General features: G+C 66.9%; 11 protein-coding genes. 4 read left to right on the top strand and 7 right to left on the bottom strand.

Annotation, left to right across the window (positions count from 1 at the left end):
* Nucleotides 1–229 precede the first annotated feature (229 nt).
* The gene (locus DN051_RS01845) at nucleotides 230–952 is read left to right on the top strand and encodes a hemerythrin domain-containing protein (RefSeq protein ID WP_246040848.1); all 723 of its coding nucleotides are present in this window, start codon (nucleotides 230–232) and stop codon (nucleotides 950–952) included.
* Between the two features lie 223 nt (nucleotides 953–1,175).
* Here DN051_RS01845 and DN051_RS01850 read toward each other — a convergent pair whose 3' ends face one another.
* The 4 genes from DN051_RS01850 to DN051_RS01870 form a co-directional block, all read right to left on the bottom strand.
* Complete coding sequence (locus DN051_RS01850; RefSeq protein ID WP_112437732.1) at nucleotides 1,176–1,742, bottom strand: hypothetical protein; 567 nt, start codon at nucleotides 1,740–1,742, stop codon at nucleotides 1,176–1,178.
* A 323-nt stretch (nucleotides 1,743–2,065) separates the two neighbouring features.
* A complete protein-coding gene (locus DN051_RS01855) occupies nucleotides 2,066–3,832 on the bottom strand; it encodes an FAD-dependent monooxygenase (protein WP_199314842.1) in 1,767 nt (588 codons plus the stop codon).
* A 37-nt stretch (nucleotides 3,833–3,869) separates the two neighbouring features.
* Nucleotides 3,870–4,595, bottom strand: coding sequence for a VOC family protein (locus tag DN051_RS01860; RefSeq protein ID WP_112437734.1), 726 nt, complete (start codon nucleotides 4,593–4,595; stop codon nucleotides 3,870–3,872).
* A gap of 1,301 nt (nucleotides 4,596–5,896) precedes the next feature.
* Nucleotides 5,897–8,206: a transketolase-like TK C-terminal-containing protein gene (locus DN051_RS01870; protein WP_112437736.1), complete on the bottom strand. Its 2,310-nt coding sequence runs from the start codon at nucleotides 8,204–8,206 to the stop codon at nucleotides 5,897–5,899.
* 783 nt (nucleotides 8,207–8,989) lie between these two features.
* Between DN051_RS01870 and DN051_RS01875 the strand changes: the two genes are divergently transcribed.
* Nucleotides 8,990–9,787 (top strand): bestrophin-like domain, encoded by a 798-nt coding sequence (locus tag DN051_RS01875; RefSeq protein WP_199314844.1) that lies wholly within the window; start codon nucleotides 8,990–8,992, stop codon nucleotides 9,785–9,787.
* A 129-nt stretch (nucleotides 9,788–9,916) separates the two neighbouring features.
* Here the strand turns inward: DN051_RS01875 and DN051_RS44830 are convergent, their stop codons facing one another.
* Nucleotides 9,917–10,057: a hypothetical protein gene (locus tag DN051_RS44830; protein ID WP_162624787.1), complete on the bottom strand. Its 141-nt coding sequence runs from the start codon at nucleotides 10,055–10,057 to the stop codon at nucleotides 9,917–9,919.
* 581 nt (nucleotides 10,058–10,638) lie between these two features.
* Between DN051_RS44830 and DN051_RS01880 the strand changes: the two genes are divergently transcribed.
* Nucleotides 10,639–10,992 carry a DoxX family protein gene (locus DN051_RS01880; RefSeq protein WP_112437737.1) on the top strand — a complete coding sequence of 118 codons (354 nt, stop codon included), beginning with the start codon at nucleotides 10,639–10,641 and terminating at the stop codon, nucleotides 10,990–10,992.
* A gap of 1,049 nt (nucleotides 10,993–12,041) precedes the next feature.
* Here DN051_RS01880 and DN051_RS01885 read toward each other — a convergent pair.
* Nucleotides 12,042–12,701, bottom strand: coding sequence for a CoA transferase subunit B (locus tag DN051_RS01885; protein WP_112437738.1), 660 nt, complete (start codon nucleotides 12,699–12,701; stop codon nucleotides 12,042–12,044).
* Between the two features lie 52 nt (nucleotides 12,702–12,753).
* Nucleotides 12,754–13,512 (bottom strand): CoA transferase subunit A, encoded by a 759-nt coding sequence (locus DN051_RS01890; protein WP_112437739.1) that lies wholly within the window; start codon nucleotides 13,510–13,512, stop codon nucleotides 12,754–12,756.
* 1,323 nt (nucleotides 13,513–14,835) lie between these two features.
* Here DN051_RS01890 and DN051_RS01895 point away from each other — a divergent pair.
* The gene (locus DN051_RS01895) at nucleotides 14,836–15,492 is read left to right on the top strand and encodes an FMN-dependent NADH-azoreductase (RefSeq protein WP_112437740.1); all 657 of its coding nucleotides are present in this window, start codon (nucleotides 14,836–14,838) and stop codon (nucleotides 15,490–15,492) included.
* Nucleotides 15,493–15,506 lie beyond the last annotated feature (14 nt).

The raw sequence follows: 15,506 nt of genomic DNA on the forward strand, positions 1-15,506 counted from the left end.
AGAGCTGGTGCGGGCCACACGGCCTGAACCAGCTCTCAGCCCATTATCCAACCTGAGCCCAGGTCCTACGACGGGACGGCTGGTTGCCGTTCCATGCGGACGTCTCGGTCATGTCGTACAGGTAGCGACATACGCCTTGGCACCAAGGTTCTATGCGTCCCTCGCCCAGTACAGGGAATCTTTCCGAGGGCCCCTATGGGCCGACTGCTCCACAAACGATCGAGGACACGTGAACCCGACCACCGACGAACCCATGGCCGATGTGCGAGACATGTACATGGCTCACCGCATGATCCGGCGTGAATTCGGCTTGCTACCGCAGCGAGTGCGGGAGGTCGAACCGAACGACACCCGGCGTTCCGAGGTTGTCGGCGCGCACACCGAACTCGTCTGTGGCTTCCTGCATTTTCACCATGAGGGCGAGGACCTGATCCTCTGGCCGCTGCTCCAGGGGCGGGGTGGGGAAGAGGCTGAAGCCGTCTTGCCCCGCATGGAAGAACAGCACCACGCCATTGAGGCCGCCGGCAATGAGGTGCTTCGCCTGCTACCCGAGTGGCGGTCCACCGGGCGTAGCGGCCACGAGCTCGCGGAGGCACTCGACCGGCTGCTGGCTGTGCTGCTGGAGCACATGGCCATGGAAGAGGAGCAGATCCTCCCCCTGGCCGAGAAGTACGTCACCGCGGCCGAGTGGAAGCAACTGGGCGAGCACAGCATGAAGGAAGTTCCGAAGAAGGTCCTCCCGCTTGCTTTCGGCATGGCGATGTACGAGGGAAACCCCGAGGTGATCAAGGCGGTTCTCGCTGAGGCCCCACTGCCCGCACGACTGATCCTGCCGTTCCTCGCGCCCCGCCTGTACGCCAAGCATGCCAAGCGGGTGCACGGCACCGCCACTCCGCCTCGCGGCACCGCCGCTCTTGGCGAGCCTGGTCAGCCCAGTCGAGCCGAAATGTAGTGAGGCCCGCTCGTTGCCGGAATCCGGGACGTTGTCGTGGGGTGTATGTCCGCCCACCCGATACCGGGCTACTTCGGAAACGTAGATGGCGCGGTACGTCGTCCAGGTAGCCGACGGCACGGGGCTGCGCGGTAACGGCCCGAGCGGGTCGCCTTCTTGCATGGCGGAGTCGCCGCGGAAGTGACCAAGACGATGGCGGTGCTGCAGTTCCCTTCATGGATGCTCAGTACGGTGCCATCACCAAGTCACCGATCACCCGCAGCCCGACTCGGGCCGCAAGCCACGGTGCGCGTTCGGCCTCAATTTGCTTGACGTGGACGAACACCGTGTAGTCGGCCGCGGGCTCCTCGAGGTCGAGGTCCCGGGCATGCGCGCACAGGGTGACGAACGCGCCGCGGGTACCTCCCACCCCCAGACCTACCTCCGGAGCCTCGGGCCAGGCGTTGAAGTCCCACCGCACCGTCGCCGGACTGTCGCCCACCGCCTTGAGAAACGGCTCCACGGTCTCGGGTGCCTGAGCCCAGCGTCGCAGCCAGATGGGCAGGTAGGCCGACGGATCATCCCCGGGGCCCGAGGTGCCGTCCCTCTCCCCCTCAGCCCACCAATCGGCGTCCGGCAGCAGGGCCAGCACCTCCGACAGAGAGTGAGTCGAGGAGATCCGCGCTTCGAAATCGACTTCCAGATTCCTCAGGTCGGCGATCCCCAGCAGCCTCTCAACGATGCGCAACCCTTCCGAAAGGTCCGCCGTTCTCAGGATGGGCTGCGCGTAGGAGTTGGACACGACGGCCATTGTGCCACCGCATGAATGATGTCCACCCCGCCGAGCGGGCTGCGCAGTTGAGCTGACCTCCAAGGTCATCGCGCCCGGTCCGGAAGAACCGAGCGCGATGACCACCTGGTCTCATTCCCGCGGCTGCACAGCTACAACGCCGTCCGAGGCCACTCCCGCCGCAGGCAGCGCAGCTCGATCACCTAAGAGCGAGCGCTCCGAACAACATCAACTACGCCGCCCACTCGCCGGCCGAGATCCACGGGTCACGGCACCACCAGGAGGCGCGCCCATGGGTCGCCAGTCCCGCACAGGACTGGTCTCGCCCTTCGCTGCGAACGGGCTCAGCGGGCAAGAATGCCGGAGAGCGCCTTCCTGAGCTCATGGACCGGGTCCTGGACCGAATCGTGGATCCGCCATGCCACGTGATTGTCGGGACGTACGAGGACCGCACCGTCGTCGGCGATGTCCGACACCTGTCCCCACTCGCCTGTGGGATCGAGGTAGCCGTCGGCCGCACCGACACACGCCGTGGTGATGGCGACACCCAACTCCTCGGTCACGGTGGCGGCTGCCTTGCGCCAGGTGTCCCCGTCGCGTCCGGTGATCAGCGCGAAGCTGTCGCCGACACCCGTGAGGTCGTGCGTCGACATCCGCTCCGTTCCATGCTGCAGCCAAGCGTGGGGCAGGCGATGCCCGGGCCGCGTCGTCGCGCGGTAGTGCAGCCCCAGCGGGTCGCTCGGCGGCCGTGGCGTGCCGTCCGGGACGATTGCGGCGCTCTCGTACGAGAAGCCGAGCTCGATGTCGAGGGCCTGGTACTCGGTGCGCTGCGTCGCGATGATCTCTGCGCCTCGCGCACGCAGGGTGGCGCCCGCCTGCGTGTCCGAGAGATAGGCGGCAAGGGCGGCGATGTTCTGCTCCTGTGACGCACTTGCCGAGAGTCCCAGCCCGACATCGATGTTCGCGTTGTTCATGAAGGTGAACAAGGCCCAGTCGGCGTTGCGCACGTCAGCCGGCCGGCGTTCGGCTTCGTAGGTGTCCAACAGGTCGGGTCCGGCCTGGCCGCGCACCACCGCGGCGATCTTCCACGCCAGGTTGTGCACGTCCTGGACGGCCGAATTGAGGCCCAGACCGCTGGTCGGGACATGACGGTGTGCGGCGTCACCCACAAGGAAGACCCGGCCGTACCGGAAGCGGTCGGCCACCACACGTTCGACGCCCCAGGTGCTGGTGCGGTGAACCGTCAGGTCGAGACCGGGAAGGCGCAGGGCCTGCCGGATGATCGGGGCGACGGTGTCCTCGGTCAGCGTGGTGCTGTCTTCCGGACGCAGGGCGAACGACACCCCCCATTCCTCGCTTTCACGCGCCCAGTCGGTGCCCTTTCCGTAGCTCGGCCCCATCGGAACGAGGCCGACGAATTTGAAGGGGTTCTCCGGGTGCATCAGCAAGGTGATGAGCGCGTCGCCCTGGACGTGGTCGGACAGGTCGGCGCTGATGTGGTTGCTCACCAGGCGGGCGATCGAGCGGGGCCCTTCGAGCGTCACACCGAGCTGGTGAGCCAGCGTCTTGCCGCCGTCGGCGCCGATGACGTACTGGGCACGTACTGTGAAGTTCTCTCCGGTACGGCAATCGCGGACGAGGGCGGTGACGCCGTCGGCGTCCTCGTCGTAGCGGACGAACTCGTGGCCGAACAACACGGTCGCGTGACCGTGCTGCTCGGCGTGGCGGCGCAGCACGGGCTCAAGGCGCAGCTGGGGCAGGTTCGTGTGCGGGCAGGGGGTGGCCCGCTCCGTGGATGCGCGCAGGGAGCCGCCGCCGAAGCCGTCGATGGCGAAGAGCTCCCTGCCGTCCAGCGGGCCGTCACCGCCCAGGGACGTCTGGAACCGGACTCTGTACTCCCCCGGCGGGCCGCCGATCTCGTACACGTCGTCGGCGACGCCCGCCTGGCGGAGTATCTCCAATGTGCGCGGATTGATCAGATGGGCCTTCGGATACGGCGACGTGCTCGGATGCCGTTCGACCAGCACGTGGTCGATACCGAGGCGGGACAGCAGAATTGACCCGGCCAGACCGGCGGGACCGCCGCCGATGACGAGTACGGGAACGTCCATGGTGGTCACGGTGATCTCTTCGTCTCGTGGTCCGCGTTCACCGGTCGCCGAGCCGGCGGTCGAACGTCGGGTGATCCGGTCCCCAGCTGCTGTGGTCCCACAGGTAGGGCTCCTTCTCCGGGGGCATCTGCAACCGGGCGCGCTGCTCGGGCCGGGGCGGGAACTCACCGTCGTCGTAGATCCGCCGGTGCAGCTCGTCCAGGCTCGCGCCGGCGTTGCGGGCCTCGATCACCCGGTCGGGGTCGAAGAGGATTCCTGCCGGGTTCGCCGCGAACTCCGAGGCAACGTGCATCCACTGCTTGGAGGAGCTCCAGTCACCGTGGGCATCGGTCTGGAGCTCGACTCCATGACCGGTCGGGTCCCGGTAGTACAGGGACAAGGTGAGCCCGTGGTCGATGCTCATGTAGGGGTGGATTCCCTGGTCCCGCAGCGCGGCGTACTTCTCCAGCAGACCGTCGATCGTGGCGAACTCGAAGGCCGAGTGGTCGAGTCGGGCCCGTCCGCGGTAGGCGGGGTCGCGCTCGATGCCGGGGCGCGTGACGAAGACGAGCCGATGGTTGGCCCGGTCGTTGGCGAGGAAGCAGACTTCGAGGTCGATCTGCTTGCCACGGAAGTTGACGTCCATGTCCAGAACGTTGCGATACCAATCGATGAGCTCGTCGAACTCCTCGAACGCGACCTTGAAGGCGATGTGATGGATGGCTGCCTTCTCGTTCGCGTTGCTGAGGGGGAGAACACCGCTGCCGGCGCTGTCTGTTGTCATCGGAAATCCTTCTGCTCGGATGAAATCGGTGGTGCGGCTGAGGGAGATTCACTTCTGGCGTCCGACCATGACGTTTCTCCTCGTCCCGATGCCTTCGGCGGCGGTGGCGAGCACATCTCCGGAGTGGAGGAGGACCCGGAGATTTCTCGTCCAGCCGATTCCGGCACCCGGTCAGCACGGCGGCCCATCACGACCTTGAGCTCCGCCTGCCAGTCGAGCGAACAGGTTGGCGATTCGCACGGTGTTGCACGGGCCGGTCACCGGCGTGGGGGACATCGAGAACACCGCGGGACGGTCCGGGAGTTGTGCTCCGCCTTCGTCTGCGCGCTCGCGATCTTTGGGACCGATCCCGAAGACCTGGTGTGGCGGGGCCAGGAACGGGGCGACCCGGGCGACGTCCTCCAGTACCGCTCCGTCCGGCGGTCGTGGAGCTCTTGGACGTGGGAGGAGTAGCGCCCCCTGCTGCTGGGCTCGACGTCGATCGGACGCCCACCGACGACCGGCGCCGCACGCCCACCGCCGTTCACGACGCGCACACCGAACACCTCCAAGCCGGTGGATCTCCACGGAAAGAGCGGGGGTGGGAATCACGAGCCATGATCACCTCACTTCGTTGTAAGGAGCATGCGTCGGGGCCTGCGGACGGCGGACGTTCGAAAGCCGGCTCGCGGATTGCGGATCCTGGACGCCGGGCTGGCCCGACGGTAAGACAGTCATCGATCAAAGGTCAATGACCGTGAGTCAATTAGTTTGGGTCGGTGCTCGCGGGAGCTGTCCCCCGAGCACCGCTGCACCGCTGCACCGAAAGCGATGCCGACTTCCGGATGACGGGGGACGTGACGACGGCCGAGCTGAGCAGGCCGATCACCTGGCGGGCGGCAACGGCCCGGAAGACGCCCCAGAAGAAGTCCGGCGGCCGTATCGAACCATCGCGCACGCCGTCCGTACTCCTCCGTCACGATCGCTGACATCGCCCGCATCGCCGAAGCCCACCAGGGGGCGTCTTCACCCCGGCGAGCGCCTCGTCCAGCTCCGGGTGCCCGGCGATCCACCGCTCCAGGGCGTGAACGGGCTGCACCTCGCGGCGCTGTGCGTGGAGAACACCACGTTCGATTCCGCGCGCCGGACGGATCCGACGCGCGGTGCGGGCAGCACGCGTCGCCGACAGGCTCCATGCGCACCTTCCGCCAGGTGACCAAGCCGAAGGACTCGCGCTGAGTCGCTCGGACTCGCTCGGCTGCCGAACACGAACGCGTTGCGTGGCGTCCGCCTGCCCGGCCGGGCGAGTCCGGCCCGAGCGGTCAGAACTTCATCGTCGCCAGGTCGAAGGCGGCGCGGACGATGCTGTCGGCGTCCAGACCGTGGTAGCGGTAGACGTCCTCCAGGGACCCGGACTGTCCGAACCGTGTCACCCCGAGCGCGGTGTGCCGGACACGGTTGATGGTGGCCAGGAACGCCAGGGTGTGGGGGTGGCCGTCCACCACCGTGACCAGCGGCGTTGCTCGTTCTGCCGGGAATACCTGGTCGAGGACCCACGACTCGGCCTCCGCTTGCCCCTGACGGGACCGCACCGCGCGGTACAGCAGATCAGGGCTGGTCACACACACCACGTCGGCCCGGATGCCGTTCTGGGCGAGCCGATCGGCCGCGGCCAGCGCCTCGGGTACGACGGCTCCCATCGCGGCGAGCGTGATATCGGGAGCATCCGTACACCGAAGTGTGTAGGCGCCTGCGACGACCTGGCGACGCCGTCGCTCCCGGGCGACGGGATCACCCGGCACCGCAGCGAGTGTCTGATCCACCGGGCGCGTGGACAACCGCAGGTAGGCGGAGCTTCCGTCCGGTCTGCCCAGTTGGGCGAGGGCGGCCAGCATGGTCCACTCGGTGTCGATCGCGAACGCGGGCTCGTAGCTGACGCAACCTGGCTGCTCGAGCCCGATCGACGGCGTCTTGACGGACTGGTGCGCACCGCCCTCAGGGGCCAGGCTGACTCCGGACGGGGTACCGACCAGGATCGACTGGCCACCGGAGTAGATGCCGTACGACCAGGGCTCCAGCGCCCGCTCCACGAATGGGTCGTACAGCACGCCGATCGGCAGCAGCGGCTGGCCCCAACGGCTCCACGCCGCACCCAGCTCACCGAGCAGTCCGACGAGATTGACCTCGGCGATTCCCAACTCGATGTGTTGGCCCGACGGCTTCTCCGACCAGTGCAGGATCGTCTCGGCGTCATCGGCGAACCAGTCCTGCCGCTCTGTCACGGACCACACGCCGACTTTGTTGACCCATCCTCCCAGGTTGGTCGTGGAACTGACGTCCGGGCTCACCGTCACCACCCGGCCGGCGGCCTCCGGGGCTTCACGGGTCAGATCCATCAGCAACCTGCCCAGCGCCGCCTGCGTCGTGGTGGTGCCCGTCGGTGTACGACCGATGTCCTGCGGCATCTTGGGAGGGGCCGCCATGCGCCGCGGCGCTCTGCGCAGCCGCTCGGCTGCCGCCTGGCACACCGCGGCCGCCGGGGTGCCCTGCTCGAACGCCTGCCATGGATCGTCGGCGTCCGTGCCGCACCTGACGGCCAGTTCCCTCATCTGCCCGGCCGTCAGCAGCGACGAGTGGTTCTGCGGATGCCCCTGCGAAGGCAGGCCGTACCCCTTGACCGTGTAGCAGAGGACGACTGTGGGCCTGGTGTCGTCGATCGCGTCGAACGCCCGGTCGAGCGCGGCAAGGTCGTGGCCGCCGAGGTTGCGGATCGCTGCAAGCAGGGCGGCGTCGTCAAGACCTGCTGCCAGGGCGGCGATCCGGTCCCGCCCCGGCCCGTCGCCCGGGAGCCGCCGGCGCAGCTGTTCGGCGTCACAACGCAGCAGCCGCTGGTACTCCGGATTGGACATCCGGTCGAGGCGGTCGCGAAGCTCGGCACCGCCGGGGCGGTCGAACAGCTGGGTGAGCAGTTCTCCGTACTTCAGCGTGATGACCTGCCACCCAGCGGCGGTGAACATGCCGTGCAGCCTGTCACCGGCCATGTGGGGCACGACGCGGTCCAGCGACTGGCGGTTCAGGTCGACCATCCACACGAGCTCGCCCAGTTCACCGACCATGGGATCGAGCAGCGCCTCCCACACAGCGCCCTCGTCCAGCTCGGCGTCGCCCAGCAGCGAGTACTGTCTGCCTGTTCCGCAGTCGCCGGACATGTCGTTCACATACCGCCGTGCGATGGCCCCCCAGACCGGGGCGGTCGCGCCGATGCCGACCGATCCGGTCGAGTAGTCCACCGGATCCGGGTCCTTGGTCCGGCTCGGATAGCTCTGCAGGCCGCCGAACTCTCGCAACCGCGTCAGATAAGACTCGTCGAGCTCGCCCAGCAGGTAGTTGATCGCATGCAGCACCGGCGACGCGTGCGGCTTGACCGACACTCGATCTTCCGGCCGCAGATGCCTGAACCACAGCGTGGTCATCAGTGACGCCATCGACGCACACGACGCCTGATGGCCGCCCACCTTCAAGCCGGACGGGTTCGGCCGCACTCGGTTCGCATGGTGGACGATCGACGTAGCCAACCACAGCACACGGTTCTCCACCTCACGCAATGTGTCGTAATCGGGCGCGGGTTGCATGAGAGGGATCGCAGGACTGCTCACGGTGCTCTTCCCTTCGCAGTTGATTGACCCCCAGTCAATCACCGCTCCGGACCGGTGCACAATGATCCAGGCGATCACTGAACTGGTTGGCGTGTCGCCATTGAGGCCTGACGGCGTGTGAGCGTCCCGGTACCGCTGCTTGTATGAGGCGTACGCAGAGTGGTGCGTGAACGACTGATCGGCAGGCGCTTGGTGAACGGGTTCGGATCCAGGCTGCCGAACGCTTCTGCGCCGGCACTTCCACCGGGAGCGCTTGTCAAGCAAGGTCACGCCCCTGGCCCAGTTGGTCGCCCCGCATCGCGGCCGTCGTACTCCCGGCAACATCGCCGGCTTGCACGACACAGACCGCGTCGCACTGGCCCCGCCCAAGGCGCGGGACGGCCACTGTGCGTTGGGACGCAGGTGTGCCATACGTGTTGGTTGGGTGTGCGTGTGCACTCGGGAGCGTTCGCCTGCATTCACGGGCGCATCGCCACCGGATCGGAATGCGCTTCCGGTCCCCGCCGAACGTCTGTGAGCCCCGTGGAACGGAACCGTACGCGAGACGTGCGGGGCGCGCATTCCCCGTACAGCCTCGCATCGGGCCGCACTCGGCTGATTGGCCGACGAAGCGAGTTGTCGTGCCGGGCGTCGCAAGCGTCAAAGGTCTTCGACCTGTGATCATCGAGCGTTCACAGAAGTGATCAACGAGGAGTTCCAGGTCGCGGGACCGATGTACCGCCGCATGGGCTCCTCACGGAACGCGCTGGAGGTGATGTGGTGAACTGGTTGACCTCCCTGCCGCCGGCGGTACTGGTCGTCGGTGGTCTCCTGCTCGCCCTACTGGTCGCGGCGGTGGCGCGAGTCGGCGTCCGGGCGCTCGTGCCGGTCCGCGAACAGGACCGGGTGCCGCAGATCGCCACGCCTCTGATGCCGACACTCGGCGCCGCCTTCGCGATCTTCGCGGCACTCTCCCTGGCCAGCGAGGCCGGCTACTTGCGCGCGGCAGAGGGGCTGGTGAGTGACGAGGCGGCTGCGGCCTCCCGGCTGGCATGGGCGGCAACAAGTCCGCGAGTCGAGTCGGAGCCGATCCATACGGCGCTGCTGGACTACTTGCAGACCACGCGCGCCAGGGAATGGGAAAGCGCAGCGGCTGCGTCCGGAGACGACCCGGCCACCGCGCGAGCGATCGCACGGCTGGAGCGCACCGTGCGCGCCGAAGCAGCCCGGCCCGAGGTGGGAACCCCGACAGGCACGGAGCTGGTGGTCGCCCTGGACGGTGTCACCAGTAGTCGTCGCGCCCGCATCGCGGCGGCCTCGCGCGACGTTCCCGCCCTCTATGTCATCACGCTGGTGGTCAGCGGACTGGCCTTGATCGTGAACTCCGGCGCACTGGTCTTCCGCAGCAGCCTGCGAACGTCGCTGCTCATCGTAGGTGTGGCGAGCGTGGTAGGGCTGAGCCTGGCGTTGCTCTTTGCACTCAGCGCACCCTGGAGTGGACCGTTGATCGTCAGTGGGCATCCACTCGACACCATCATCGGGGACCTGAAGTCCGACTTCTTCACCGGCGGTCCGTGAGCTGCGCACGCCATCAGAACGCCGACTTCTCGCCCTGGGCAGCGTCGGGGATCCTTGTTGCCCACCGGCTACAAGATCCAAGGCGACGAGTACGGCGCCGCCCTTGGCCCCTCGGGCACCTCAGCGGCTTCACTCTTCGAAGCACACCGGGTAGCGCGGCAACGTCCACACCCTTGCGAGGAGTCCGCGAAGTACGCCGATCTCCTCCGCTGCGAGGTCGCCGATGCGTCCCTCCTCGACTGCATCGACGGCCTGCTGGGCCTGAGCCAAGAGACGACGTCCCTCCATCCTGATCGCGGCGAATATGGCGCCGACGGACCGACGGGGCTCGGCGGCGCTCGAGGAGTTGAGCAGACACCAGGCCTTGGAGAATCGCGACCATGATGCTGGGATCAACCGCCCTGGCCGCGCGTATGCCAGTTTAGCCCGCTGGCCGGACGCGGGTCTGGTGGCCGAGTCCCATTACTGGACGAACGAGACCATCCGGCGGACCCAAGGCCGTGAGGCGGACCGGGGGGCGGCGGTCACGGACCCGGCCAGGTCCCGGGCGCGCGGCCGGCCGGCCGGACCTGGTCGGCACAGATCAAGACGCTGATCGGTCGCGGGTTCCACGAGAGCCTGACGCTGTCAGCCATCGCCTGGCCAGACGCACCCCGGCCAAGCAGCCAGGTCCAGAACGCTGTGCCTGGCTGCGCCCGGCCGCCCGGACAGCTGACGACCCATGTCAGACAATCTCGTGGAGACAATCCTCACGGTGCACAAATCGTTGCGAGGTGCCTACTATTTTCTAGCTTCAATGAATAGCGACCTTCGCGGCGGCATGCGCCCCCGCGCACGAACTGGAGAACCAGATGTCCCTTGCCGCAGCCCTGCTGTCCTGCGCTCTCGCGGCGTTCATGACCTTCGCCGGGGCGCCGAAGGTTGCGGGCCACCCGAAGACGGCCCTCATGGCCCAACACCTACGGGTACCGACAGAGCTGCTCCGATTCGTCGGCCTGACGGAAACGGTTGCGGCGATCGGACTGCTGGTCGGCATCTTCGTGACGTGGTCGGGCGTGGCTGCCGCCCTCGTCGTCGTGGCGCTGATGCTCGGTGGGGCAGCCTGTCACCTGCGCGTCAAGGATGGATTCACAGCGGCCGCGCCCGCCCTGGTCTCCGCCGCCACCGCGGCGGGCGTGATGATTCTGCACATTGCGGGCAACTGACACCCCTCGCAGCATGCACTTCGGCGCCACCGGTTGGCACTCGACCGGAAACCACGCCGACCGGGGCCTGCCCCCTCATCGAGCATCCTGCGCATGCGAGAGAGGTACCTCATACGCGATAACCGTTGAACCGCCTCAATCATCTGTTACTGTCAATGTAGATGGAAAGGGCCACAGAGTCCGCCGGCCACACGAGACACACAGCAGTTCCGGAGTGGCCGCCGAGCCGGCGACGGTGACGCGACGGCTTCACGGCCCTCGACGCCCGCACGTCGTCTGTTGGTGACGAGGTGCGGGATCGGCCTCCGCGGAGCGGAGCGGACGGCCATGGCGGGCGAACTATCGCCCACGCCCGCGGGGCGGTACCCACGCGCGACTTTGGGGAGTACGCAGCGGGTACCGCCCCTTCAGGTCTTCGGTGCCGTTCTCTCGCGAGTGCTGCGCAGCGCAGTTGCTGCTCAACGCACCGGTCTGCTTTTCGGCACGTCATCGTGTCGGGCAGGATTGAGATGGGCGTCGCGGCTCGTGAGGCAGGACAGGGACACGGGTATCGCCGCGTTGATGCCCGGGGTCATCGCCCACTCAGATGGAAGGTGATGACGGCCGGACCGCACCCTGCCGTCTCCGTTCTGCTCGGGCCATCCGTGCGCGACCGGCCCCTCGGCCAGTTCCTCTTCCCACGCGGCGAACATCGCCGCGCTCAGTTTCAGCCGTGATGCCTCTATGACTGCAGGCCCTGCCGGCCGTGCGTTGTCCCACGCGCGCAGCCACCGCCGGACCGCTCGTACGTTGACCCGTTGTCGGCGTCGGCTGAACTCGTTCGGCCGTCGTCGAGAACCCGAAACTACTTGGAGATCGCCTTCCCTAGTGCCCTCGCCGGCAGCGAACAACTCAGCCGCCCGCATACGTATCGGGCGGCCGCTTCGAAGGCCACACACGTGGCGAATGGCCGGTCCGGGCTGGCCGATTCGCTCGCCCAGCCCGGACCTGCGGCAGGTCGGAGGGTGCGCCTGCCGCGCGACGCTGGGGCAGAAACCTGCCCCAGCAGGTCACTTCAACACATCGGACACGACGAATGGCGCGTCAGTCGACGTGCGTACGGCATCAATGGAAACGCCTTGCCCGAGTTCCATCAGATGTAGCCCCTCGGGGGTTACGTCGAAAACTGCCAGCTCGGTGATTATTCGGTCCACAACTCGTCGGCCAGTGACCGGGAGGGTGCATTCACTCACGATCTTCGGAGAGCCGTCGCGGGCAGTGTGCTCCATCACCACCACTACTCTGCGCGCACCGTGCACCAGGTCCATGGCCCCACCCATCCCCTTGACCAGCTTTCCGGGAATGGTCCAGTTCGCCAGGTCCCCCGCCGCGGATACTTGCATGGCGCCGAGCACGGTGGTGTCGATCCGGCCGGAACGCACCATGCCGAAGGACGTCGCCGAGTCGAAGTACGCCGCGCCAGGGAGGACCGTCACCGTCTCCTTGCCGGCATTGATGAGATCCGGGTCGACTTGATCGTCGTACGGATAGGGTCCGACCCCCAGGATCCCGTTCTCGGACTGAAGGATCACATGTACGCCGTCCGGCAGGTAATTGGGTATCAGCGTGGGCAGACCGATGCCCAGATTCACGTACTGACCGTCAGTCAGTTCCTGAGCCGCACGCGCAGCCAAAGAACTGCGGATGGTTCCATCATGGGTTGCTGTCATGGTGTTCTCCAGCGGATTGAACCGAAGCAGGCAAGTGTGCTGACGGGCTTCGTCAAGTCCCAGCGGGCTGGCGTACTGTGCGGCGCTCAATGCGCTTGTCCCGGGGATCGGCGGCGACGATCCGGTCGACGAAGACTCCTGGCAGATGAACCGCGTCGGGAGCTATCTGACCAGGCTCGACAATGCGGTCGGCTTCCACCAGGGTCGTTCGGCCCGCCATCGCACACAACGGGTTGAAATTGCGAGCGGCAGCGTGAAACACGAGGTTGCCGTGCCGGTCGGCGACCTCTGCCCGAACCAGCGCGAAGTCGGCGGTGATGGCCTCCTCGAGCAGATACCGGCGGCTGCCGAACTCCCGTACTTCCTTGGGCGGGGACGCGACGGCTGTGGTGCCATCGATCCCGTAGCGCCAGGGCAGGCCACCCTCTTCCAGCAGGGTGCCCACACCAGCGGGAGTGTAGAAGGCAGGAATCCCCATGCCTCCGGCACGAAGACGCTCGGCAAGAGTGCCCTGAGGCACGAGTTCCACCTCGAGCTCGCCCTGGAGGTACTGCCGTGCGAATTCCTTGTTCTCTCCAACATAGGAAGAGGTCATCCGAGCGATCTGGCCGGCGCGCAGGAGGAGTCCCAGACCGGCATCGTCGACACCACAGTTGTTGGACACCACCATCAGCCCTGTCGTCCCCGTCTCGACCAGAGCGGCGATGAGCGTGGAGGGGATGCCGGATAGTCCGAAGCCTCCGACCGCGAGAACGGCGCGGTCCGGGATGTCTGCGACGGCCTCGCTGGCTGAGGCGACCACCTTGTCCATTGACTGTCCTTCATATCGCTCTGTGGGTGTGGGGCATGCCGTTGCACTGCCCTTGTGATGCGGTTCGAGCTCGACTACCTGGAGTGTGTGTGCCGGCGCCGAGCCGGTGCGGCGCCCGCCTGCCGCCTGAGTGCCCCCGCTCTTGGGCGCGCACCGCCCCGGGCAACTTCCTCTGACGTCCTTGTCACCGGCCGCGACGAGCACCCCTCATCCGGCCCCGAGGTGTCGGGCGTGCGTTCATCGCTCCGCCTGGCTCGATGGGGTCCCACCGAGGTCAGCGGCATGCCATCTCCACATCGGACGCTCAAAGAACAACGTTCTTCCTTCCGTCTGCGCGGAAGAGCGAGCGGCGATGGAAGTGGCTGGTGCGGCAGTTCCCATCCTGCACGTGCCGCACCAGCCAGGGCCTGCCAGGAGATACAGGCCCGCCTGCCATTCCCGACTCCTACGCGCGGAAAGGCAGGTGCTTGGGGGGTTACCAGGTCGGCTTGTCCGGATCAGCCATGTGCCAAGGACATCCGGAGGTACTCGTTGGTATGAACGACGAATACCGAAGCTGTGGCTTCGTGCATGATCTTGGCATCGCGCAGAGTCATACCAGTTACGCATCTCCGCGTGGTGCCATGTCCGCGGAACCACGCGAGAAGACTGGGAGGGGACGTCATCGTCACTCCTTGGTGCGCTGGGGAAACTTGATACGCGGCTGCACGGGAGGCGGTTGCACATCACCCGTGCATGCCGGATCACCGCAACTCACCCGCAGCTCGCAGCGGCAGAACGGCGAGCGGGGGCAGTGAGACTTTCACCGCCGCCCTGGGCTCAGCGGCCGGTTATGGCTTAACGGTGCACCGAAGAGGCAAGCCGAGCAAGCGGCGAGTTAGCTGCTAATCAATAGTAAGTACGAATCCTCGGTCGACACGCAGGCCGCGCCCCCCGGCCCAACCGCATGGGCGCACGGCCCCGTCTTGCCGTGAGGCAGCCGATCATCCACCGCCGACTCCGGACCCAGCCCCCCGCCAAGCCAACGGCGCCACCACTGCGTGACCCAGGAGTGACCACTGGCGGTACCGGCGGCACGCGCGAGGGAGGGAGGGGCACCTGGCGGTAATCGGCGGGAGAGACGACCATCACAGCTCGACAATCATTGACTTCATTCAACGATCGGGTAGCTTCAATGTGTCAGTGCTCCTCACGTCGCATACGCGTAGCGAGGCGTCGTCTACGGGCGACGCGCCGGTGCGATGACTGAGGCAAAAGGCACTCAAGATCAGCAACCGCTCGTCGGGAGTCGTTCCCGACACAGGACGGAAGAGCTTCCCCACCATGGTTCACCTGCTACACATCGATTCCTCTGCCGCGCCCCTCGGCTCCGTGTCCCGCGAGGTCGGCGCCACGTTCCGCCAGGCCTGGGACAAGGAACACCCGGCCGGCACCGTGACATACGTCGACCTGGTCAAGGAGCCGGTGCCACACCTCACGCCTGCCGGCATCGCTTCCCGCACGAACGCAGCCAGCGATCGGTCCACGGAGGAGTCGGACGCTGCGGCGCTGCAGGACCGCCTCGTCGCCCAGCTGCGCGCCGCGGACGCGTACCTGTTCACCGTGCCGATGTACAACTGGAACATCCCGTCCAGCTTCAAGGCATGGCTGGACCAGATTGTGATCTCCGGACGCACCACGGTGTTCGGCGACGAGCCCGAGAACGTCAAGGGCCGCCCGGCCACGGTGATTGTCAGCGCGGGCGGCGGTTACGGCCCCGGAACTCCCCGCGAGGGATGGGACTTCGCCACGCCGTACCTGGAGAAGGTGCTCACCGAGGCGCTCGGACTGAACGTCCACACGATTCAGGTCGAGCTGACCATGGCCCACCACGTCCCCAGCATGGAAACGCTGCGCGATGTCGCGGACATGAACCGGGCGAATGCTCACACCGACGCCGAGAAGCGAGCCCAGCTGCTGGCGCAGGAGTTCAGGCGCTGATACCCGGGTTTGTC

It is taken from the genome of Streptomyces cadmiisoli (assembly GCF_003261055.1).
GTDB lineage: Bacteria > Actinomycetota > Actinomycetes > Streptomycetales > Streptomycetaceae > Streptomyces > Streptomyces cadmiisoli.